The 20,958-nt window shown below is 63.4% G+C and carries 19 protein-coding genes; 11 read left to right on the top strand and 8 right to left on the bottom strand.

Annotated features, from left to right (window positions below; genetic code table 11):
* Window positions 1–87: 87 nt before the first annotated feature.
* Together GIB19_RS19315 and katG are read right to left on the bottom strand one after the other, a co-directional pair.
* On the bottom strand, window positions 88–1,299 hold the full coding sequence (locus tag GIB19_RS19315; RefSeq protein WP_265969071.1) for a M24 family metallopeptidase: 1,212 nt from the start codon (window positions 1,297–1,299) through the stop codon (window positions 88–90).
* 245 nt (window positions 1,300–1,544) lie between these two features.
* A complete protein-coding gene (katG, locus tag GIB19_RS19320) occupies window positions 1,545–3,803 on the bottom strand; it encodes a catalase/peroxidase HPI (RefSeq protein WP_274887682.1) in 2,259 nt (752 codons plus the stop codon).
* A gap of 460 nt (window positions 3,804–4,263) precedes the next feature.
* Here katG and GIB19_RS19325 point away from each other — a divergent pair, with 460 nt between their 5' ends.
* A complete protein-coding gene (locus GIB19_RS19325) occupies window positions 4,264–5,169 on the top strand; it encodes a LysR family transcriptional regulator (protein WP_027595347.1) in 906 nt (301 codons plus the stop codon).
* 12 nt (window positions 5,170–5,181) lie between these two features.
* Here GIB19_RS19325 and GIB19_RS19330 read toward each other — a convergent pair whose 3' ends face one another.
* Window positions 5,182–6,060 carry a DMT family transporter gene (locus tag GIB19_RS19330; RefSeq protein ID WP_027595346.1) on the bottom strand — a complete coding sequence of 293 codons (879 nt, stop codon included), beginning with the start codon at window positions 6,058–6,060 and terminating at the stop codon, window positions 5,182–5,184.
* Between the two features lie 247 nt (window positions 6,061–6,307).
* On the opposite strand from GIB19_RS19330, the gene GIB19_RS19335 reads away from it, so the two are divergent.
* A complete protein-coding gene (locus GIB19_RS19335; RefSeq protein WP_099453760.1) occupies window positions 6,308–7,132 on the top strand; it encodes an aldo/keto reductase in 825 nt (274 codons plus the stop codon).
* 104 nt (window positions 7,133–7,236) lie between these two features.
* Here the strand turns inward: GIB19_RS19335 and GIB19_RS19340 are convergent, their stop codons facing one another.
* The 3 genes from GIB19_RS19340 to GIB19_RS19350 all read right to left on the bottom strand — a co-directional run bounded on the left by GIB19_RS19340 (window position 7,237) and on the right by GIB19_RS19350 (window position 11,262).
* On the bottom strand, window positions 7,237–9,369 hold the full coding sequence (locus tag GIB19_RS19340) for a putative bifunctional diguanylate cyclase/phosphodiesterase (RefSeq protein WP_274887684.1): 2,133 nt from the start codon (window positions 9,367–9,369) through the stop codon (window positions 7,237–7,239).
* A gap of 87 nt (window positions 9,370–9,456) precedes the next feature.
* Window positions 9,457–9,609 (bottom strand): hypothetical protein, encoded by a 153-nt coding sequence (locus tag GIB19_RS19345; protein WP_274887686.1) that lies wholly within the window; start codon window positions 9,607–9,609, stop codon window positions 9,457–9,459.
* A 165-nt stretch (window positions 9,610–9,774) separates the two neighbouring features.
* The gene (locus GIB19_RS19350) at window positions 9,775–11,262 is read right to left on the bottom strand and encodes an aldehyde dehydrogenase family protein (RefSeq protein WP_099429011.1); all 1,488 of its coding nucleotides are present in this window, start codon (window positions 11,260–11,262) and stop codon (window positions 9,775–9,777) included.
* A gap of 201 nt (window positions 11,263–11,463) precedes the next feature.
* Here GIB19_RS19350 and GIB19_RS19355 point away from each other — a divergent pair, with 201 nt between their 5' ends.
* The 8 genes from GIB19_RS19355 (at window position 11,464) to GIB19_RS19390 (ending at window position 18,438) form a co-directional block, all read left to right on the top strand.
* Window positions 11,464–12,615: an amine dehydrogenase large subunit gene (locus GIB19_RS19355; RefSeq protein WP_274887688.1), complete on the top strand. Its 1,152-nt coding sequence runs from the start codon at window positions 11,464–11,466 to the stop codon at window positions 12,613–12,615.
* A 15-nt stretch (window positions 12,616–12,630) separates the two neighbouring features.
* Window positions 12,631–13,167 (top strand): MauE/DoxX family redox-associated membrane protein, encoded by a 537-nt coding sequence (locus tag GIB19_RS19360; RefSeq protein WP_099429009.1) that lies wholly within the window; start codon window positions 12,631–12,633, stop codon window positions 13,165–13,167.
* Window positions 13,168–13,170: 3 nt separating this feature from the next.
* Entirely contained in the window at window positions 13,171–13,794 is a 624-nt protein-coding gene (gene mauD, locus GIB19_RS19365; RefSeq protein WP_274887689.1) for a methylamine dehydrogenase accessory protein MauD, read from the top strand.
* Window positions 13,795–13,808: 14 nt separating this feature from the next.
* A complete protein-coding gene (locus GIB19_RS19370; RefSeq protein ID WP_027595339.1) occupies window positions 13,809–14,330 on the top strand; it encodes a methylamine dehydrogenase light chain in 522 nt (173 codons plus the stop codon).
* A gap of 4 nt (window positions 14,331–14,334) precedes the next feature.
* Window positions 14,335–14,853 carry a cytochrome c gene (locus GIB19_RS19375; RefSeq protein WP_252823673.1) on the top strand — a complete coding sequence of 173 codons (519 nt, stop codon included), beginning with the start codon at window positions 14,335–14,337 and terminating at the stop codon, window positions 14,851–14,853.
* 651 nt (window positions 14,854–15,504) lie between these two features.
* A complete protein-coding gene (feaR, locus tag GIB19_RS19380; RefSeq protein WP_274887690.1) occupies window positions 15,505–16,419 on the top strand; it encodes a transcriptional regulator FeaR in 915 nt (304 codons plus the stop codon).
* Between the two features lie 118 nt (window positions 16,420–16,537).
* Complete coding sequence (locus GIB19_RS19385; protein ID WP_027595336.1) at window positions 16,538–16,936, top strand: c-type cytochrome; 399 nt, start codon at window positions 16,538–16,540, stop codon at window positions 16,934–16,936.
* A 182-nt stretch (window positions 16,937–17,118) separates the two neighbouring features.
* On the top strand, window positions 17,119–18,438 hold the full coding sequence (locus tag GIB19_RS19390) for a hypothetical protein (protein ID WP_274887691.1): 1,320 nt from the start codon (window positions 17,119–17,121) through the stop codon (window positions 18,436–18,438).
* Between the two features lie 41 nt (window positions 18,439–18,479).
* On the opposite strand, the gene GIB19_RS19395 is transcribed toward GIB19_RS19390, so the two are convergent.
* Both GIB19_RS19395 and GIB19_RS19400 read right to left on the bottom strand, forming a co-directional pair.
* Entirely contained in the window at window positions 18,480–18,992 is a 513-nt protein-coding gene (locus GIB19_RS19395) for a nuclear transport factor 2 family protein (protein WP_274887692.1), read from the bottom strand.
* A 13-nt stretch (window positions 18,993–19,005) separates the two neighbouring features.
* On the bottom strand, window positions 19,006–20,130 hold the full coding sequence (locus tag GIB19_RS19400) for an amidase (protein WP_099453750.1): 1,125 nt from the start codon (window positions 20,128–20,130) through the stop codon (window positions 19,006–19,008).
* 174 nt (window positions 20,131–20,304) lie between these two features.
* Here GIB19_RS19400 and GIB19_RS19405 point away from each other — a divergent pair, with 174 nt between their 5' ends.
* Window positions 20,305–20,784, top strand: coding sequence for a MarR family winged helix-turn-helix transcriptional regulator (locus GIB19_RS19405; protein ID WP_027595332.1), 480 nt, complete (start codon window positions 20,305–20,307; stop codon window positions 20,782–20,784).
* The last annotated feature ends 174 nt before the right edge of the window (window positions 20,785–20,958 follow it).

Genomic DNA, 20,958 nt, shown 5'->3' on the forward strand with positions numbered 1-20,958 from the left:
GGTCTGGTGGTCATACAGTGATTTTATTGTTGTTGGTGCCGGCCTCTTCGCGGGTAAACCCGCTCCTACAGGGGCCGGCACCGAGCATCATTTGCGGATGATGTTGTGCTCCGGCCCGTACGGGAACTTGGTGATGTTTTCGGCGCCGCTGTCGTTGACGATGAGGATATCGTGCTCGCGGTAGCCGCCAGCACCCGGTCGACCTTCGGGCAGCATGATCATCGGCTCGATCGACACCACCATGCCCGGCTCCAGCACGGTGTCGATGTCTTCGCGCAGCTCAAGCCCCGCCTCGCGACCGTAGTAGTGGCTCAACGTCCCAAACGAGTGGCCATAGCCAAACGTGCGGTACTGCAGCAGGTCGTGACGCAGGAAGATCTCGTTCAGCTCACGAGCAATGTCACTGCAGCGCATGCCCGGGCGCACGAGTTTCAGCCCAGCCTCATGCACCTCGACGTTGGCCTGCCACAGGCGCAGGTGATCATCCGGGCAATGGTCGAGGAACAAGGTGCGCTCAAGGGCGGTGTAATAGCCGGCGATCATCGGGAAGCAATTGAGGCTGAGGATCTCGCCCTTGCCCACCGTGCGGCTGGTGACCGGGTTGTGCGCGCCGTCGGTGTTGAGCCCGGACTGGAACCAGGTCCAGGTGTCCATCAGCTCGCCGTCGGGGAAAGACTTGGCGATCTCGCGAACCATCGCCTGGGTGGCATGCAGCGCCACTTCGTACTCGGGCACATGCTCACGCAGGGCCTCGACCACTGCCGCGCCGCCGATATCGGCCACCCGCGCGCCGTGCCGGATCAACGCCTGCTCTTCTGCGGACTTGATCATGCGCATGCGCATGCACGGGGCGCCGATGTCCAACAACTCGGCCTTGGGGTAGCAGGCGGCGAGCTTGGCGTGGTTCTGCAGGTTGAGGTGGTCGTATTCCACGCCGATGCGCGAGGCCAGCGGCAGCGCTTGTTGAATGGCGACGAAGAAGTTGTCGCGTTGCCAGTCGGTGTAGACGATGTTGTCGGTGCCGACCGTGCGCCGCCAAGGCTGGCCGCCATCGATGTTGGCACTGATCGAGACGACCTTGTCCTGGGTCACCACCAGTGCATAGGGGCGGCCAAACGAGCAGTAGAGGAAATCACTGTAGTAATTGACGTTGTGGTACGAGGTAAAGATCGCCGCTTCGATGTCCTGCTCGGCCATGTAGGCCCGCAGGCGGGCGTGGCGGGCTGCGTATTCCTGAGCGGAGAAGGTCGCTTTGACCTTGTCGCCGTTGCGGATCTTCAGGGTTTTTGGCATGTGCATGGTCGGGTTCCTTGTCGTTGTGAGCACGCTGTTTCAGGCCGGCCGCCTGAGAAGCATTGCAACAGAACGAACGAGGACGCTTTTGTATCTATCCGACCTGGAATTGGCGGGATGGCCACCGACGTGTAGGAGCAGCCTTGTGCTGCGAAGAGGCCGGCACAGGCAGCCCGAATTGCGGCTATCTGTACCGGCCTCTTCGCAGCACAAGGCTGCTCCTACACAGGCTGTGGGGTTTCAGGCACGCTTTATTTCAGATCAAAGCGGTCCAGCTCCATGACTTTTACCCAAGCTGCAACGAAGGCCTTCACAAACCTGTCCTTGCCATCGCTGCTGCCATACACCTCGCTCAACGCCCGCAACTGGGCATGCGAACCGAACACCAGGTCAACACGGCTGCCCGTCCATTTAACCTGCCCGGTCTTGCGGTCCCGGCCTTCAAAGCGCTCGTTGTCGGCTGACGTCGGCGTCCATTCCACGCCCATGTCCAGCAGGTTGCGGAAGAAGTCGTTGCTCAACGTACCCGGCTTGTCGGTGAACACCCCGTCCTTGCTGCCGCCATGGTTGGCGCCCAGCACACGCAGGCCGCCGATCAGCGCGGTCAGCTCGGGCGCCGTCAGGGTCAGCAGTTGGGCCTTGTCCAGCAGCAGCTTCTCGGCCTTGACGCTGTAACGGTCCTTGGTGAAGTTGCGGAAGCCATCGGCCAGCGGTTCCAGCACGGCGAACGACTCAACATCGGTCTGCTCTTGGGACGCATCGACGCGGCCGGGGCGGAAGCCGACGCTGCCACTGTAACCCGCATCCTTGGCGGCCTTCTCCACGGCGGCGGTACCTGCCAGCACGATCAGGTCGGCCAGGGAGACCTTCTTGCCACCGTTGTTGAACTCGCCCTGGATCTTCTCCAGCGCTGCCAAGACCTTGCCTACGCCCTGGTTCGCAGCCCAGTCTTTCTGCGGTGCCAGGCGCAAGCGTGCGCCATTGGCTCCGCCGCGCTTGTCGGACCCACGGAAGGTCGAGGCTGAGGCCCAAGCAGTCGATACCAACTCGCCCACGCTCAAGCCTGAAGCCAGAATCTTGGCCTTGAGCGCTGCGACATCCTGATCGCCCAACGATACCGGGTCGGCTTTAGGCAGCGGGTCTTGCCACAGCAATTCCTCGTTGGGCATTTCTGGCCCGAGATAGCGCGCCAGCGGGCCCATGTCGCGGTGGATCAGCTTGTACCAGGCACGAGCAAAGGCGTCCGCCAGTTGGTCAGGGTTGTCCTTGAAGCGGCGGGCTATCGGCTCGTAGATCGGGTCAAAGCGCAGCGCCAGGTCGGAGGTGAGCATGGACGGCGCATGGGTTTTGCTGGGGTCATGGGCATCCGGCACGGTGCCTGCGCCTTTGCCTTCCTTCGGCCGCCACTGGTGCGCACCGGCCGGGCTCTTGGTCAGCTCCCACTCGAAATTGAACAGGTTGTTGAGGTACTCGTTGCTCCAGCGCGTGGGCGTCGAGGTCCAGGTCACTTCCAGGCCGCTGGTGATGGTGTCGGGGCCTTTACCGGAGCCGAACTTGTTGGCCCAACCCAGGCCCTGCATCTCCAGGCCCGCAGCCTCGGGCTCGGCCCCCACGTTGTCGGCGGGGCCTGCGCCATGGGTCTTGCCGAACGCATGGCCCCCGGCGATCAGCGCCACGGTCTCTTCATCGTTCATGGCCATGCGGCCGAAGGTTTCGCGGATGTCTTTGCCCGAAGCGACCGGGTCAGGGTTGCCTTCCGGGCCCTCCGGGTTGACGTAGATCAGGCCCATCTGCACGGCGGCCAGCGGGTTTTCCAGGTTGCGCTCTGCCTGCAGATTGCGGCTCTGTTCTTCGCCGTGCTTGGCGGGTTCGGCAACCAGGTCACCCTGGCCGGGTTCCTGTGCCTTGACCTGCTCCTTGCCGTAGCGGGTATCGCCGCCCAGCCAGACCTTTTCCGAGCCCCAGTACACGTCTTCATCCGGCTCCCACACATCGGCACGCCCGCCAGAGAAACCAAAGGTCTTGAAGCCCATGGACTCCAGCGCGACGTTGCCGGTGAGGACGATCAGGTCAGCCCAGGAAATCTTGTTGCCATACTTCTGCTTGATCGGCCACAGCAGGCGCCGGGCCTTGTCCAGGCTGACGTTGTCCGGCCAGCTGTTGAGCGGGGCGAACCGCTGCTGACCGGAACCGGCGCCACCGCGGCCATCGCCAATGCGGTAGGTCCCGGCGCTGTGCCAGGCCATACGGATGAACAGCGGGCCGTAGTGGCCGAAGTCAGCGGGCCACCAGTCCTGGGAGTCGGTCATCAGGGCAGTCAGGTCTTGCTTCAGGGCCTGGAAATCGAGGCTCTTGAAGGCGTTGGCGTAGTCGAAATCCGGGTCCATCGGATCGGATTTGGCGGTATGTTGGTGAAGGATTCTCAGGTTGAGCTGGTCAGGCCACCAGTCACGGTTGGTGGTGCCGCCACCTGCGGTTTGATGGAACGGGCATTTCGATTCGTTCGACATCTGTGGGTACCTTTGGGTCGGTTATCCAGATTTCCGGTCTATGCCAGGTGTTCTATCAGCCGAGCGCTTGGGCTCGTGCCTACCCCTCATCAGGTCTGGTCGGTGTCTTGCCGACACGGGGCTTGCGAAGCTGTCACGGCGGGGCGCTACGGTCTTGAACACAGGTGCTCAGGCGCGCCCCGGCCGCGGAATTCACAGGGCCAGGGGAAAGACTAGCCGAGCTTGGGCAGACTTCTAATAGAGCGAGTATTACGGGGTAATAGGCTGGCTCTGTCAGCGTTTTGCCGTGCCGGCCTCTTCGCGGGGCAAGCCCGCTCCCACAGGTAGATTCGAGCCCCGTACCAAACCTGTGGGAGCGGGCTTGCCCCGCGAAGAGGCCCGCACATCCATACAAGGCAATCGGGCCTGCTCCGTGCTTCAATACACCGCCAATCCCCTCAGACCCCGTGAGCCAACCCCCATGAACCGCAACGACCTGCGCCGCGTCGACATGAACCTGCTGGTGCTGTTCGAAGCCCTGATGATCGAACGCAACCTGACCCGCGTCGGCGAAAAACTGTTCATCACCCAGTCCACCGTCAGCGCCGCCCTCGCCCGCCTGCGCGAGCTGTTCGACGACCCGCTGCTGATCCGCAACGGTCGGGCCATGGAGCCCACGCCACGGGCGATGCAGATTTTCACCGAGCTGGGGCCGGCCATGGATGTGATTTCTTCCGCCATCAGCCGTGCGCGGGCGTTCGACCCCGCCAACAGCTGCAACGTATTCCGCCTCGGGCTTTCGGACGACGCCGAGTTCGGCCTGCTCCCTGCCCTGCTTCAAGCCTTGCGCGAAGAGGCACCCGAAATCAGCGTGGTGGTGCGGCGGGCCAACTTCCTGTTGATGCCAGGCCTGCTCTCCAGCGGCGAGATTTCGGTGGGCGTGAGCTACACCACCGACCTGCCGGCCAACGCCAAGCGCCGCAAGTTGCGCGACATTGGCGTGCGCGTGCTGCGCGCCGACGATCGACCGGGGCCACTGACCCTCGACGAGTACTGCGCCCGCCCGCATGTGATGGTGTCGTTTTCTGGCGACATGAGCGGCAACATCGACCTGGACCTGGCGCGTATCGGCCGATGCCGCAAGGTGGTGCTGGCCGTGCCGCAGTTCGGCAGCCTGCGCGCACTGCTGCGCAACACCGAACTGATCGCCACAGTACCGGACTACGCCGCCTGCGCCCTGGCCGATGACGGCAGCTTGCGCGCCGACCCAGCGCCCTTCGAAATCACCGAGGCAGAATTGTCGATGGTCTGGAGTGGCGCCCAGGACAACGACCCGGCCGAGCGCTGGTTGCGCGAGCGGATCCTGCAGTTCATGGCATCGCCATGAACCCAGGCCGTGTCACTTGCTCCGCTGCATCCACGCCGCGCCCAGGCCACTGATGCAGATGATCGAGATCCCCACCAGGCTCAGGCTGTCTGGCACCTGGCTGTAGAACAGCAGCCCAAGCAGCCCGGCAAACACGATCTGGCAGTAGCTGAACGGCGCCAGCAGCGCCGGTGCAGCATGGCGAAACGCCTGGGTCAGCAGCAGGTGGGCCGTCATGCCAAAACCACCCAGCGCCAGCATCAACAGCGCGTGGTCCCAGCGCGGCACCTCCCAGAAAAACGGCACCAGCGCACTCATCGCCAGGGTGTTGCACAGCCCTGCATAGAAGTTGCTGGTGGTGGGGCTGTCATGGGCAGCCAGAATTCGCGTCAGCAACTGATAGAAGCAGAAGCCCAGCGCCGAGCCGAAGGGGTACAGGATCGCCGGCGTGAACATCGCACCACCGGGGTGCACCACCACCAGTACCCCGATAAAGCCCATCACCACCGCCACCCACTGCCCCACCGTCACCCGCTCCTTGAGCAGGGGTGCCGACAAGGCCGTGACCAGCACGGGCGCGAGGAAGTTGACCGCCGTGGCCTCCGCCAGCGGCAGGTATTGCAGGCCGGTGGTGAACAGCAGGCTGGTGCTGAGCAGGCTCAGGGCACGCAGGGTCTGCAACAGCGGGCGACGGGTGCGCAGTACATTGAGGCCAGACTTGGGCAGGAAGATCCCGGCCATCAGCAGGGTGTGCACCACATAACGCGCCCACACCACCATGATGATCGGGTACAGGCCACCGAGGAACTTGGACAGGGCATCGTGGCTGGCGAACAGGAACGTCGCCACCACCACCAGGGCGATGCCACGCAGCGGTTGGTTGACTCCGGACAGCGGTGTGCTGGAACTCATGGCGTTCTCGACGGCGGCGCGGCCGGATGCTGCGCCCAGGGAAAGCCGCACAGGGCTGGCCTGGCGGATGAAACAGCTCGAATTCTAGAAGAGATAGACGAGGATAAGGAAGTTCAATTGGCGCTTGTCGAGGCCAAACGCAATTTCCGTTCGCTGATCGACCACTTTCGCCCCGCCGCGCATGGTCCGCACCGGGCTGATCGAAGACCATCCCCTACGGACTCTGTAACCACTACAAGGAACTGTCATGCGAAGGCTCACCACCCCTAACGGCCTGGACCTGCCCTGCATCGGCCTGGGCACCTGGCCGATGACCGGCAGCGAGTGCACCCAGGCTGTGCGCCAGGCCCTGGACCTGGGTTACCGACACATCGACACCGCCACCGCCTACAACAATGAAGCGGCCGTGGGCCAAGCCCTGCGCGAGAGCGACGTGCCACGCGAGCAGATCCACCTGACCACCAAGGTCTGGTGGGACCGCCTGGACCCCAAGGCCATGCGTCAGTCGCTGGAAGACAGCCTGCGCGTGCTGGGCACCGAGCAGGTCGACCTGTTCCACATCCACTGGCCGGGCAAGGACTGGGACCTGGCCCGCAGCATCGAGACCCTGGTAGCCCTGCGTGACGAAGGCAAGGCGCGCAGCATTGGTGTCGCCAACTTCCCACTTGGCCTGCTGCGCCAAGTGGTCGAGACGCTGGGCGCGCCGTTGTCGGCCATTCAGGTGGAGTACCACGTGCTGCTCGACCAGCAGCCGTTGCTCGACTATGCGCGCCGCCACGACTTGCTGCTCACAGCCTACACCCCGCTGGCACGCGGGCAGGCGGCGCAACAAGAGGTGATCCAGGCGATTGCCCGTAAGCATGGCGTCCTGCCGAGCCAGGTGGCACTGAAGTGGTTGCTCGACCAGGACGGCGTCGCCGTGATCCCCAAGGCCAGCAGCCGCGAGAACCAGTTGGCGAATTTGGCGGCGCTGGACGTGCGGCTGGATGATGAAGACCGGGCATTGATTGCGGGTTTGCCGAAGGATCAGCGCGTGGTCAGCCCCGACTTTGCACCTGACTGGAATAGCTGATACTGGCCCCCTGTGTAGGAGCAGCCTTGTGCTGCGAAGAGGCCGGTGATAACACAGTGAATCTTTAGTGCTATCACCGGCCTCTTCGCAGCACAAGGCTGCTCCTACAGGGATCGCGCAGGGCCGCCGGGCATCACCTCGCCCCACAGCAACGCCACCTGCTTCAACCGCTCACTCGCCGGCACAGGCCGCCCATACAGGTAGCCCTGGAAGTGCGAGCACCCCTCTGCCGCCAGGCGCCGCATCTGCTCTTCTGACTCCACACCCTCGGCCGTGGCCTTGATCATCAGGCTGTTGGACAGCTCGGTAATGGCGCGGATGATCGACATGGCTTCGCGGCTGTCGCACATGTCATGCACGAACGACTTGTCGATCTTGATCCGGTCGAACGGGAACGAACGCAAATACCCCAGCGACGAATACCCGGTACCGAAGTCGTCCAGCGAAATCGACACACCCAGGTCTTTCAGCGCCCGCAAGGTGCGCACGTTCTCCTCACTGTTGCCCAACAACACCGACTCGGTGATCTCCAGCTCCAGGCGCCGCGCCGGCAAGCCCGAATCAGACAGGGCCAAAGCCACGGTGTGAACCAGGTTGGCATTCTTGAACTGCACCGGGGACAGGTTGACCGACACTGTCTGTTCGCTGTCCCAGCTGGCCGCCTCCTGGCACGCCAGGTTCAGCGCGCGGATGCCGAGCTCGTGAATCAGCCCGGTCTCTTCGGCGATGTGGATGAAGTCCATGGGCATGACCATGCCGCGGGTCGGGTGCTCCCAGCGCAACAACGCCTCATACCCCGTCACACTGCTGGTCTGCTGGTCGACCACCGGCTGGTAGTGCAACTGCAGTTGACCAAGGTGCAGCGCCGTACGCAGGTCGGTTTCGACCAGGCGGCGTTGGCGGGCGGCGACATCCAGCTCGACATTGAAGCACTCGTACCGGTTGCGGCCATTGCGCTTGGCTTCGTACAACGCCATGTCGGCATAGCCCAGCAGTTGCTCGGCCTGGTCGTTGTCATCCGGGGCGATCGCCACGCCGATACTCACACCCACCGTGAACTGATGCCCCTCGATCTGAAATGGCGGGCAGATGGCATTGATCAGGCGCTGCGCGGTATTGCACGCGGCATCACGGCCATCCAGCCCCGTGAGCACGATGGCAAACTCGTCACCGCCCAGGCGGGCCAACGTGTCGTGCTCGCGCAGTTCGCGGCGCAAGCGCTTGCCTAGCTCACGCAGCAGCTTGTCGCCGAACGCGTGACCTAACGAATCGTTGATGTTCTTGAAATTGTCCAGGTCCAGGCACAGGGCAGCGGTCAGCTTGGCGTTCTCATCAGCACGCACCAAGGCTTGGCGCAAACGCTCATGGAACAGCGTGCGGTTGGGCAGCCCGGTGAGGGCATCGTGGTGCGCCATATGGTGGATCTGCGCGTGGGCCGCCAACTCTTCAGTGGCATCTTCGGCCACGAACAGCACATAGTCGGCCTGGCCCTCGCGGTGCTGGCTGAGCAGCGTACGGCTGCGCAGGGTGCGTGGCCCGCACTGGGTGTCGACCCGGGTTTCGGCGGCATAGCCCTTGGTGCTGCGTGCCCCGCGAGCGAGCTGTTGCTCCAGGTAATCGGCTGCAGCCGGCGCCAGGCTTTGGGCAGGCAGTTGCCCAATCATGCTCGAACCCGGCACACCAAACAGGCGTTCGGCCTGCTGGTTGGCCAGCAGGATGCGCTGGCTCTCCAGGTCCTGGACCATGACACTGGCCGGGATGTTGGCAATGACCGAGTCGAGAAACTGCGACAGCTTGGCCATCTCTTGGCTGTACTGTTCGGCCAGTTCCTTGGCTTTGAGCAGCTCCAGCTCCTGCTGGTGGCGTTCGGAGATGTCGCGGGTGACCTTGGCGAACCCCACCAGGCGGCCGTCATCGTCATGCACCGCGTCGATCACCACATGCGCATGGAAGGCCGAGCCATCCTTGCGCAGCCGCACGCCCACCTCTTCGAAGCGCCCCGTGCAACGGGCCTGTTCAAGGTTGTGCGCGGGCAGCCCGGCAGCCCGTTCGACCTCGCTGTAGAACAACGAGTAATGCTGGCCGACGATCTCGTCGGCAAGGTACCCCTTGGCCCGCTGAGCGCCGGGGTTCCAGTTGGCAACAATGCCTTCGGGGGTGAGCAGGTAGATGGCATAGTCCACCACGCTCTGGATCAACAGCCGATACATGATGTCGGGGCTTGCGACTAGCGACATGAAATTAACCTGAACCTTCGACGGGCACGAAAAGGACCCCGGCGCTGCGCGACCGGGTCTTGTACAGAGGTGATGGCATTATGCCGGTCACTCGGATTTTGTGAAGTGGTTCACAAAATTTTGCTGCACTGTTCTTTGCCGAATGAAGGCGGGCGAGTCTTGCGCATAGCAACGCAGCAGCCAGTTGCGGATCAGAGGGGCCTGATCAGCGGTGGTCGGCAGCAGTTCGATGGGCAACATGGCGTTGCAGGCTCGGGTAAAACGACCATTCTAGAGCCACCGCGTTGTAGGAGCAGCCTTGTGCTGCGAAGAGGCCGGTGATAACACAGTGAGCATTTGCTGGTGTCACCGGCCTCTTCGCAGCACAAGGCTGCTCCTACACGATTAAACGATTGCTAGCTTTGCTCAGTACCTGATCATCACCGATTTGAGCTCGGTGTAATCCTCGATGAACGCACTGCCAAACTCACGCCCTACCCCCGATGCCTTCGACCCACCAAACGGCACCGCCGGGTCGAGGAAGGTGTGCATGTTCACCCACACCGTGCCCGCTTCGATCTGCGGGATCAGCCGCAGCGCCTTGGACAGGTCGTTGGTCCACAGGCTAGCGGTCAGGCCATAAGGACTATCGTTCATCAACGCCAGCAACTGCTCTTCATCGTCGAACGGCAGCACACAGACGATCGGGCCGAACGTTTCCTCGTGCAGCAACGGGTCACTGGCGTCATTGGCCAGCACCACCGTAGGCTCGACGAAGTAGCCCGGCCGATCGAGCGCCTTTGCCCCACAAACCACCGTGTTGCTGGCCCGGGCACGCTCGAAGAAGCCGAGAATCTTCTGCAGGTGCGCAGCATTGGCCAAAGGGCCGAACTGGGCGTCGGGGTCCAGCGCCGAACCAATCTTCAACTGCCCCAGCGCTTCACCCAGCTTGCGGGTAAATTCCTGAACCTTGCTGCGGTGCACATACACCCGCTCCGGCGAAGCGCACACTTGCCCCTGGTGCACGAAGGCCGTCTGCAGGATGCCTGCCACGGCGCCGTCCACGTCCACATCGGCCAGCAAGGCAGCCGGGTTCTTGCCCCCCAGTTCCAGCGTGGCGCGGGTCAGGTTCGCCGCCATCGCGGCCTTGCCGACGGCGATACCGGTCGGCACCGAGCCTGTGAACGCGACCTTGGCCACGAGCGGGTGCTCGATCAACAGCTGGCCCGCCTGCCCGCGCCCATTGACCACGTTGAACGCCCCCGCCGGCACCCCTGCCTCGACCGCCAGTTCGGCGATGCGCAGCAGCGTCAGCGGCGTGAATTCGCTGGGTTTGATCACGATGGTGCAACCGGTTACCAAGGCAGAAGCGATCTTCCAGATACCGATCATCACCGAGAAATTCCACGGCACGATCCCAGCGACCACGCCCACCGGCTCACGCAGGGTAAAGGCGGTGTAGCGCTCGCCACCGAATGAAGGCAGCGACGGGGTCATGGTCTGCCCAGTGATCTTGGTCGCCCAACCCGCGAAATAACGCAGGAAGACTACACTTTGAGCGATCTCCAACCCCCGCGAGAGGTTGATCGACTTGCCGGAACACAGGGTCTCGAGCTGTGCCAGCTCTTCGGCATTGGCCTCGATCAGGTCAGCCAAGCGGTTGAGCACCACGCCTTTCTGATAGGGCGAAACCTCAGCCCAACTGCCCTTGAAGGCCTGCCGGGCACTGTGCACCGCACGTGCTACTTCCGCCTCGCTGGCCTCGGCAACCCGGCTGATGACTGTGCCGCTGGAGGGGTCGTGAATATCGACTGACGGCCCCGCCTCACCCGCCTGGTATTGGCCATCGATGAAATGGCCATGGGGCCTGGCGAGGAACTCGACCACGGCAGGTAACAGCTGGATATCGCTCATGACATGACTCCTGGAAGGCAGCGCAAAAGTGTGTGCGGGCCGATCTTCAGGCCCCCGCCTACCCGCCTGCCAGCCCCGACTGGCGTTTTGTCAGGGAGCCTCAAGAGAATGTCACGCTGGCCAAATCACCACGCCGGCCCAGGCGGCACACTGCGATCACTGCGATATCTGCATAACCCATAACAACATCGGAGATAGCCAATGCGTCGCGTAGACAGGCTTAGCATCTCGGCAGCCCTGGCCTTGGCCCTGGCTGCGAGCACAAGCGCGGTGCGGGCCGACCTGCCCGCCGAAGAGATCGGCCAGAACAACCTGCCGTTCCCGCCGGACCCTCACCGTGTCTACATCCTCGATGTGGACTTCAAGAACCCCATCGCCGGCAAGGTGGTGGTGGTCGACCCCAAGGCCAAGCGCATGCTCGGCATGACCACCAACGCCTTCGTCGCCCCAACGGCGCTGAGCCCGGACAACCGCACCCTGTACTCGGCCAACCTGTTCTACTCGCGTGGCACCTACGGCGAACGCACCGACGTACTGGTGGCGTGGGACACCCAGACTCTGCGCCCGCAATGGGAAGTGGTACTGCCCGCCAAGCGCGCCTCCACGCTCACCGAGAAGTACGCGATGGGCGTCAGCGCCGACAGCAAACTGGCGTATGTCTTCAACCTGACGCCGTCGACATCGGTGACCGTGGTCAATACTCAGACGCACACGGTCGCCAGCGAAGTCGCCATCAGCGGCTGCGTGCTCAACTACCCAGTCGGCAAACGCAGCTTCGCGTCACTGTGCGGTGACGGCCAACTGCTGGTGGTGACACTGGATGATGACGGCAAGGAAGTCTCGCGCACCCAGACGCCGTTCTTCGACCCAAACAAGGTCCGCCTCAACGAGCGCGCCATCGCCAACGGCGACACCTACTATTTCACCACCACCCATGGCGAGGTGTACCCGGTGACTTTCGAAGGGGGCAAGGCCAAGCCGCAGCCCACCTGGTCGCTGGTCAGCGACGGGGAACGCAAGCAAGGCTGGGCGCCGGGTGGCTGGCAAGCTCTGGCCTTGGCGCCAGGCCTGAACCGGCTGTATGCGCTGATGCATGACCAGCATACCGATGGCAAATGGGAAGACCCGAGCACCACCATCTGGGCGTTCGACCTGAAGACGGGCAAGAAACTCGGCACGCTCGACTCGCCCAAGCCGGTCTGGAGCCTGCAGGCCAGCCATGACAAGGCGCCCATCCTGGTGGCCACCGACCTGGAAGGCGGCGTGCAGTTCTTCGACCTGGCCACCGGCAAGCACAGCGGTGCCATAGACCAGATCGCCGACACGCCCGTGCTCACCTTGGCCCCTTGGTAAACAGGAGACCCGACCATGCTCGACCCTGTTCTCGTGATTGCCAGCAGTACCGCTTTGGCGACGCTGCTGGCCAGTGCCGCCAGCCACAAGCTACGTGACCTGCGCGCGTTCAGCGCCATCGTGCGCGCCTACCAACTGCTGCCAGCACCCCTGGCACCGGTAGCCACGGCAAGCCTTGCACTGGCCGAACTGGCCCTGGCGCTGGCCTTGCTGCTACCCGGTGGGCGAGCCAGCGCGGCGTTGGCGGTGGTGCTGTTGATGGCGCTGTATGCCAGCGCCATCGGCATCAACCTGTGGCGTGGCCGCCGCGACATCGATTGCGGCTGTTCAGGCCCCGGCGCTGCCCAGCCACTGCGCCCAGTGCTGTTGCTGCGCAACCTGGTGATCGCCCTGTTAGCCGGCCTGGCGGCGCTGCCCATGGCCGAGCGTGCACTCGGTGCCCTGGATATTTTCGTAGTGATTGCGGCCAGTGCCGTGGCGCTGCTGATTCATGTGGCGGTGGATGGCCTGCTGGCCAACCAGCCGCGTCTTGCCAAATTGACTGGGAGATAACCCATGCAACTGCTTATCGCATCGAACATTCTGCTCTGGCTGCTGCTGATCGCGGTGGCGTTCACGGTCATGGCCCTGGTGCGCCAGATCGGCGTGCTGCATGGCCGCATCGCGCCTGCCGGTGCGCTGATGGTAGACAAAGGCGTGACGGTCAACGACCCCGCCCCACAGGTCACCGCCGCCGACCGCCATGGCCGCCCGGTAAACATCGGCTACCGCGGCGAACGCTCGCAACTGCTGTTCTTCCTCGCGCCCGGCTGCCCGGTGTGCAAATCGCTGCTGCCTGCGATCAAGTCGATCGCCAAGGACAACAGCGGCGAGCTGGACGTGATCTATGTCAGCGACGGTGATTTTGCCGAACAGCAGGCCCTGATCGACGCCAACGACTTGCAGCAAGCCACCTACGTGGTCGGCCCCGAGATCGGCATGACCTACCAGATTGGCAAGCTGCCGTACGCCGTGTTGATCGACCAGGCCGGCACCCTGCGCGCCAAGGGCCTGGTCAACTCCCGCGAGCACCTGGACAGCCTGTTCGAGACCGTGCACCTGGGCAGCGCGAGCCTGCAGCAGTACCTGCACGGCAACCACGCGCAGGGCCATGCTCACCCACACAGCGCGCAACACTGATCGCGGAGCACACCATGAGTTTTCTCGACAAACTGTTTGAACGCTCCAGCCGTCATGTCGCCGACACCACCTCACGGCGCAAGGTGCTGGCGCGCCTGGGCTCGCTGATCGTCGCCGGCGCTGCCCTGCCGGTGCTGCTGCCGATCGACCGCACCGCCAAGGCGCTGGCCGCCGAGCAGCCGAAAATGGGCGACCCAGGTGACCCGACCAGCTGTGACTACTGGCGCAACTGCTCGATCGACGGTTTCCTGTGCTCATGCTGCGGCGGTTCGATTACCTCCTGCCCGCCCGGCACCGATGCCTCGCTGGTGACCTGGATCGGCACCTGCCGCAACCCGGCAGATGGCAAGAACTACATCATCTCGTACAACGACTGCTGCGGTAAGCACGCGTGCGGCCAGTGCGCCTGCTCGCGCAACGACGATGAACAACCCTTGTATCGCCCGTTCAACAACAACGACATCAACTGGTGCCTCGGGGCTGAGTCGAAGATCTACAACTGCACCGTTACCATCATCCGCGGTGTGGCGGTCTAGCGCCGTGAAGGCCCTGACCGCGGTGTTGATCCTGTGCCTGCTGGCGCCTGTCGCCCAGGCCAGGACCCTGCCCAACCCCAACCAGCGCCCGGCGCCGGGCAACGAGGTGCCACCGGTGCCGATTGCCCAGGCCGGTTACTCGGTGCCGGTGAATTATCAGTTGCAATGCGCTGGCTGCCACCGCGACCACGGCGAAGGCTCGGCGGCCAACGACACGCCGCGCATGCAGGGGTTTGTCGGCAACTTCCTGCGGGTGCCGGGCGGGCGCGAGTTTCTGGTGCGGGTACCGGGGATTTCCCAGTCGGCGCTTAATGATCAGCAGATTGCCGATTTGCTTAATTGGCTGCTGGCGCGGGATGGGATGGCCGGCAACAGCTCACCCGAGCAATGGCCGCCGTACAGCGGCGAGGAAGTGCATCGGGTACGTCAGAACAGCATGCTCAACCTGCCGCATGTGCGCGCCGGGTTGATCGAAGCGATGCAGGCCAAAGGCATTGCCATCAGCGATGGGCTTGGCCACTGAATCACGCAAGCGTTGTGCCTTCAGCCCGCCCTGTCAGCGGGCTTTTTTTTTGGTTGTCGGGTGGGGGTTGGGGGTGTTCGTCGCAGGATTTTCGGCGCCTGTGAGATCGAGCGCCGCCCGCGCGGCGCTTCGCGGGGCAAGCCCGCTCCCACATCTGTTTCGGGCCAGTGCAGCCTGTGATATTTGCGCGCGACCGCCTTGTTGGTCCACCTCGATATTGAGGTGGGCGCTAAGGGGCCGCGCGCCCATGGAACAGGAATGACTGGCCCGAAACAGATGTGGGAGCGGGCTTGCCCCGCGAAGCGCCGCGCGGGCGGCGCTCGATCTAAGCCCCACCGCACAACCTGAGGCAGGCACCTCGTCGCCCTCCCCCAACCTGCCAAAGTGCAACATCTGGAAACAAACCTGTATCAATTGGCTACATCGCAGCGCATTCCAGCGCACTAATCACACCACTACCACTGCCAACACCCTCATCAAAAATAAAATTAATCCCAATTAAAACAATTCACTAGCCAATCCCCCCTACTACACCCCCACATATCAGGCCCGTTTTTTGCTTGAAAATTCAAGTGAATTGTAATGCTTTAAGGCACCCATCCAAGAGTTCGCCCAAGCGAACCGTTCCACGTCTTACCGCGCGAGGCCCCCATGACACCAGCAACCCGTGTTACCGACGATCACTTCCAGGCCTGGCTCAGCCAGGTCAACGATGCCTGCGGCCACTTCAACGCCCGCAAGCTCGACGCAGGCTTCGTCGGCCAGCTCGAAAAGTGCCAGGTAGGCCATATTTCCATGAGCATCGTCGACATGACCCACGTCAACCTGTTCCGCGGCCCGCGGGAAATACGCGCCAGCGGTGCCGACAACTACTATGCCGTCTTGCAGATGGCCGGCACCTCGCATATCGAGCACCAGGATGCACGCATAGAGCTGCGGCCCGGCGACCTGACCCTGATCGACGCCAGTGCCCCGCTGGACATGCACTTCCACCAGCGCTCGCGCCAGTTGTCGCTGATTTTGCCGCGCACTCAGGTCGAAAGCGGCACCCGCGGCGTCAGCGTGGCCTGCGCCAAACGCATCGAAGCGCAAACCCCATTGGCCAGCATGGCCCGCCAGATGATGCTCGAAGCCGGCCGCACCCAGCACATGGCCAACAACGAAAGCCAGGCCGTACTGGAGGCGCTGATCGCCTTGCTGCGCCCCGCCATCACCCAGGACTCGGTGCCCGGCAGCCACGAGCGGATGTTCCGCAAGGCCCTGGCACTGATTGACCAGCGCATCACCTGCGAAAGCCTGACACCTGAGTTCATTGCCCGCGAAGTGGGCATCTCCATGCGCAGCCTGTACCGCATCTTCGCCAAACACGACCTGGTCATCGCCCAGTACATCCGCAACCGCCGCCTCGACTTCTGCGCCGAAAGCCTGCGCAACCCGTCGATGGATCAGAAGGTGTCGTCGCTGGGGTATGCCTGGGGGTTTTCCGATTCGAGTTACTTCAGCACCGCATTCAAAGGCCGGTTTGGCATGACCCCAGGCGAGTACCGCAAGCGTCACGCCAACTGACAAGCCCAGCAAACACCCTGGCAGGCACAACAAAACCCGCCCGCCTGTACTCGCACACAATCAAGCAGAACACCAACAAGAAGCAGCCCCGCGCTGCCCTACCCAGGAACCGTGCGTGATGTCGACCGTCGTATCCAGCAAGTTCGTAATGCCCTTCCTGCTCGCCGCGCTGGCCAGCCCGCTGGCCCTGGCCGAAGACTGCGCGGCCCCGCAGCGCCAACAGGGCGAACAGGTGTTCGCGCGTGACTGCGCCGCGTGCCATTCGGCGCAAAAGGATGGCCCAGTGATGATGGGCCCCAACCTGCACGACGTGGTGGGCCGTACCCCCGGTACCGTGCCAGGGGCCAATTACTCTCAGGCCATGAAAACCCGCCAGGCGGCCTGGACGGCACAAAGCATCGGCGCCTTCATTGCCCAGCCACAGGCGGCAGTACCCGGCACCTACATGCCTTATGCAGGGTTGCCGGACGCGGGCGAACGCCAGTCGGTGACGTGTTTCCTCGCCGGCCTCAAGTAACCACGTTTGCCCACGAAGGCCCCGCAATGGGGCCTTCTGCGTTTTCAACGCCCGCCCCATCAGCTTGGCACACCGCCAAAGTCAACTGGCAGCCAGGGCAAAAGCCCAGGGCTGGGCTTGCTTCATGATCATTGGCACGTCTTCGGAACTTCTGCCAAAACCATGACAAAGGAAGCCAGACCATGCACCACCGCCCGTTCCGCCTAACCTTGGCCGCACTCCTGGCCGGGGCTTCGCTGAGTGCGTCCGCGCACGAGCTGTACAGCGATGCCGAACGCCATCTGAACGCCAATGTGGAAGCCGTGTTCGGTGCATTCCACAGCGAACGCAGCTACGCCATCGCCCGCGACCAACCCGGCTCCACGTCGTGGCGGGAAGGCTATATCAAGTATGGCTTGAGCGCCGACCAGGCCCTGGGCAGCGTCGGTTCGCTGTACGGCGCCTTCGCCATGCTCAGCTCAGCGACCTGGGGCGACGGTGATGCTGCCGGCTTCAGCGATGGCAGCGAACGCACCAGCAAGATCGAGGATGCCTACGTGGGCTGGAAGTCCGGCAACCTGGTGCCGATCCTGGGCGAGGACGGTATCGACCTGTCATTCGGCAAGCAGATGGTCGCCGTGGGCGATGGCTTTCTGCTTCAGGGTGACTCGCTGAACGTCGGCCATGGCCTTGCCGATGGTCAGTTCAACCGGGGCGGTGCGTACTACCTCGCCGCTCGCAAGAGCTTCGACAAGACCGCCGTGCTGCGCCTGGGCGGCAGCAGTGGTTGGCGCGGCGACCTGATGTGGCTGCAGTCAGACAACCGCGCCCAGGCCAACACCGAACTGCACGTGGCCACCCTTGAGCACGTGGCGGACGCCGGCACCGTCGGCCTGACCTATATCGGCACTACCCATGTCGACGAGCAGTACGCCTCCCCGCTGCAAATGGAACGCGATGGCATGAAGACTTACAGCCTGCGTGGCCAGGGCAATGCCGGGGTAGAAAACCTGTTTCTGTCCGGGGAATACGCTAAACAGGACAAACCCCATACCGCCACCGAGGACGCCTGGTACCTGGAAGCCGGCTGGACCTTCGCCGACCTGCCCTGGCAACCGAACCTGAGCTACCGCTACAGCCGCTTTTCCGAGCAGTACGACACGCTGTTCTATGGCCTCGGGCGCGGGTTGGGTACCTGGTTCCAGGGTGAGGTGGCCGGTAACTATGCCGGGCCGTTCAACAGCAATGCGCGGGTGCAGAAGGTCGGCCTGACGGTCAGCCCGACGCCGACGTTGAACCTTGGCGTGATGGGGTTTCATTTCGACACCATCGATCGCAGCCTGGGCAATGTGGACGGACGCGAGCTGGATATCTATGCCGAGTGGACCCTCAATGATCACCTGATGATCGTGCCGCTGGTGGGGTTGTATCAGCCGGATCGTAGCGTGGAGCAAGGGGGGACGCAGTTGGGCAACAACCACGACAACCTGTATGGCCAGGTGGTGTTCGTCAGTACCTTCTGAGCTGAAGATCTGGGGCTGCTTTGCAGCCCCAGCATGCGTGACTACCGTTCTGGCACCGGCAACGGCGCGTCACTGTTCCACGCCGTCACTGGTCGGCTGAACAGGTTCTCGGTCTGGAAATGCGCCATGCGCCACTGGCCCTCTTCCAGCGCAAAGCGCACGGTCAGCCGGGCAGCATTGAGGTGCGAGGCGCCGTCGGCAAAGGTACTGGTCTGCAACATCACCCAGCGCCCCACTCCTTCCTCACCGGCCACCTCGATAACCTCACTGGTCAGAAAGTGCACATTCAAGGCGAAGTGCGCCGGGGTCTTCATGTAGGTGGCGAACATCGCCCGGATCGCTTCGCGCCCGCGGTAGCCGCCAAAGCTCTCGGCGTACTTGGCGCCCTTGCCCTCCCACACCGCGTCACGGCAAAACAGCTGCGCCAGTTCATCGAGCGGGGATTGCGCGTCCAGTTGGTCGCACAACGCCATGTAGCGGTTGATGCAGACGCGGATGGCCTGCTGGTGTTCAAAGCTGCGCAGGCGAGCCTGGAGTTCGAGGATATCGGTCATCGCAATCGTGGCCTCAATGATCGTTGCCGGCGTACAGGTTCAGCAGCAAGCGCTCGGCCACTGCCAGCAATTTCTCGTCGGCGCCTTTGGCCGCCACCAGTTGCAGGCCAACCGGCAAACCGGCCTCGCTGCCCAGCGGAATGCTCAATGCCGGGTGCCCCGACAGGTTGAACGGCCGCACCAGCGAGGTCATGCCCAGCACCGCGCGGGTATCGGCGGCGTCCTCCAGGCGCAGCGGGAAGTCCGGCATGGTCGGCAGGGCCAGGACATCGAAGTTGGCCAGGGCCTGGTCGACTTCTTCAGTAAAGCGTCGACGCACCTCCTCCGCCTCGGCCAGCGCCGTGTCGGTGGTCTGCCCCGCTGCCGCCAGGCGCCCGGCGATATCGCTGCCGACCTTGCCGGTTTGCAGAAGGTGGCCACAGCCTTCGAACGTCTCGCGGTTGATCACGACCATGCCGGCGTCATAGGCGGCGCCAAAGTGTTTGAGTTCGACATTGCCCAACGGCAAGCCACTGGCGCTCAGGGCCCCGTGCACCACTTTGTGGATGGCGGCCTCGGCGGTCACCCGCAATACGCCGATGCGCGCCCTGGCCGGTACCTGGGCGGGGACGAAACTGGGGTCGATCATGCTCATGGCGCGTACCAGCATCGGCAGGCTCGCGGCGAACGGGCCAACGCAGTCGAGGCTGGTGCGGGCCGGCATCACGCCTTTACGGCTTACCCGGCCAAACGTCGGCTTGAGGCCGAACACGCCACAGCAACAGGCCGGGACACGCACCGAGCCACCGGTGTCGGTGCCCAGGCTGAAATCCGCCAGGCCAGCGGCCACCGCAGCAGCCGAGCCGCTGGACGAGCCACCGGGTATGCGCCCCGGAAAGCGCGGGTTGGCGGCCGTGCCGGTATAGCGGTTGATGCCGGTCGTGCCGAACGCCAGTTCGTGCAGGCTCACCTTGCCGGTCAGCCGGGCACCGGCCGCCAGCAACTGGCTGACCACGTCGGCATGCCGCTCGGCCAACGGCGCATCCTCTAACGCCTGGCTGCTGGCGCGGGTCGCAGTACCGGCGACATCGATGGTGTCCTTGACCACGACCCGGGGGCCGGTGCCGCCCAGATCAAGGGTTTCTACTATGATTGTCATTGTTGTGCAGCCCTCTTCAAGAATGGATGCCGGGCCTTGGCCCAGCCGATAAAATGCGTGCCGATTACTTGAAATGTCAACTGAACATTCCAGTATTATGCGCCCGCTTTACGGTAGCCAAATGCGCGGAAACGTCTATGATGTCGCGACTATTTCCGCACAAGTAGTGAATCGATGAGCAACTCGAAAAACACAGGCCACAGCCACCACGACCCGGCCAGCGATGAATTTCGCAAGGAAGATTTCCCCTTCTACTGGCTGGCGCGCGTGCATGGCCGCTACACCCAGAACATGGAACGTCTGCTCAAGAAGATCGACCTCGACGTGCCGCGCTGGCGCGTGCTGTGGATCCTCAACGAGAACGGTGAATCGAGCATTTCCGAGATCTCCACCCACGCCATCGCCAAGCTGTCGACCATCACCAAGATCGTCTACCGCATGAAGGACGACGGCCTGGTCGATACCGCGCCAAGCCCGGAGGATGGGCGCGTGACCCAGGTGCGGATCACCGAAGTCGGCCTGCAGAACATCGAGCGCATGCAGGACGTGACGCGGGAACTGTTCCAGCGCAGTTTCAAGGGGCTGACCGAAGCGCAGGTGCAGCGGCTGAACCGGATGCTGGAAGTGGTGTTCCATAACCTCGAAACCCCTTAACGCCCAATCCCCTCCCTGTAGGAGCAGCCTTGTGCTGCGAAGAGGCCAGCGCAAACGGCACACATCGCGCATACTTTCACCGGCCTCTTCGCAGCTGTAGGAGCAGCCTTGTGCTGCGAAGAGGCCAGTGCAAACGGCACACAGCGCCGGTACTTTCACCGGCCTCTTCGCAGC

Origin of the sequence: Pseudomonas sp. ITEM 17296, assembly GCF_028895205.1 — a bacterium.
Classification (GTDB): Bacteria; Pseudomonadota; Gammaproteobacteria; order Pseudomonadales; family Pseudomonadaceae; genus Aquipseudomonas; species Aquipseudomonas kermanshahensis.

Excerpts from the sequence above, each read along its gene's own strand:
- GIB19_RS19315 (WP_265969071.1), bottom strand. The coding sequence starts at position 1,299 with ATGCACATGCCAAAAACCCTGAAGATCCGCAACGGCGACAAGGTCAAA.
- katG (WP_274887682.1), bottom strand. The coding sequence starts at position 3,803 with ATGTCGAACGAATCGAAATGCCCGTTCCATCAAACCGCAGGTGGCGGC.
- GIB19_RS19325 (WP_027595347.1), top strand. The coding sequence starts at position 4,264 with ATGAACCGCAACGACCTGCGCCGCGTCGACATGAACCTGCTGGTGCTG.
- GIB19_RS19330 (WP_027595346.1), bottom strand. The coding sequence starts at position 6,060 with ATGAGTTCCAGCACACCGCTGTCCGGAGTCAACCAACCGCTGCGTGGC.
- GIB19_RS19335 (WP_099453760.1), top strand. The coding sequence starts at position 6,308 with ATGCGAAGGCTCACCACCCCTAACGGCCTGGACCTGCCCTGCATCGGC.
- GIB19_RS19340 (WP_274887684.1), bottom strand. The coding sequence starts at position 9,369 with ATGTCGCTAGTCGCAAGCCCCGACATCATGTATCGGCTGTTGATCCAG.
- GIB19_RS19345 (WP_274887686.1), bottom strand. The coding sequence starts at position 9,609 with ATGTTGCCCATCGAACTGCTGCCGACCACCGCTGATCAGGCCCCTCTG.
- GIB19_RS19350 (WP_099429011.1), bottom strand. The coding sequence starts at position 11,262 with ATGAGCGATATCCAGCTGTTACCTGCCGTGGTCGAGTTCCTCGCCAGG.
- GIB19_RS19355 (WP_274887688.1), top strand. The coding sequence starts at position 11,464 with ATGCGTCGCGTAGACAGGCTTAGCATCTCGGCAGCCCTGGCCTTGGCC.
- GIB19_RS19360 (WP_099429009.1), top strand. The coding sequence starts at position 12,631 with ATGCTCGACCCTGTTCTCGTGATTGCCAGCAGTACCGCTTTGGCGACG.
- mauD (WP_274887689.1), top strand. The coding sequence starts at position 13,171 with ATGCAACTGCTTATCGCATCGAACATTCTGCTCTGGCTGCTGCTGATC.
- GIB19_RS19370 (WP_027595339.1), top strand. The coding sequence starts at position 13,809 with ATGAGTTTTCTCGACAAACTGTTTGAACGCTCCAGCCGTCATGTCGCC.
- feaR (WP_274887690.1), top strand. The coding sequence starts at position 15,505 with ATGACACCAGCAACCCGTGTTACCGACGATCACTTCCAGGCCTGGCTC.
- GIB19_RS19385 (WP_027595336.1), top strand. The coding sequence starts at position 16,538 with ATGTCGACCGTCGTATCCAGCAAGTTCGTAATGCCCTTCCTGCTCGCC.
- GIB19_RS19390 (WP_274887691.1), top strand. The coding sequence starts at position 17,119 with ATGCACCACCGCCCGTTCCGCCTAACCTTGGCCGCACTCCTGGCCGGG.
- GIB19_RS19395 (WP_274887692.1), bottom strand. The coding sequence starts at position 18,992 with ATGACCGATATCCTCGAACTCCAGGCTCGCCTGCGCAGCTTTGAACAC.
- GIB19_RS19400 (WP_099453750.1), bottom strand. The coding sequence starts at position 20,130 with ATGACAATCATAGTAGAAACCCTTGATCTGGGCGGCACCGGCCCCCGG.
- GIB19_RS19405 (WP_027595332.1), top strand. The coding sequence starts at position 20,305 with ATGAGCAACTCGAAAAACACAGGCCACAGCCACCACGACCCGGCCAGC.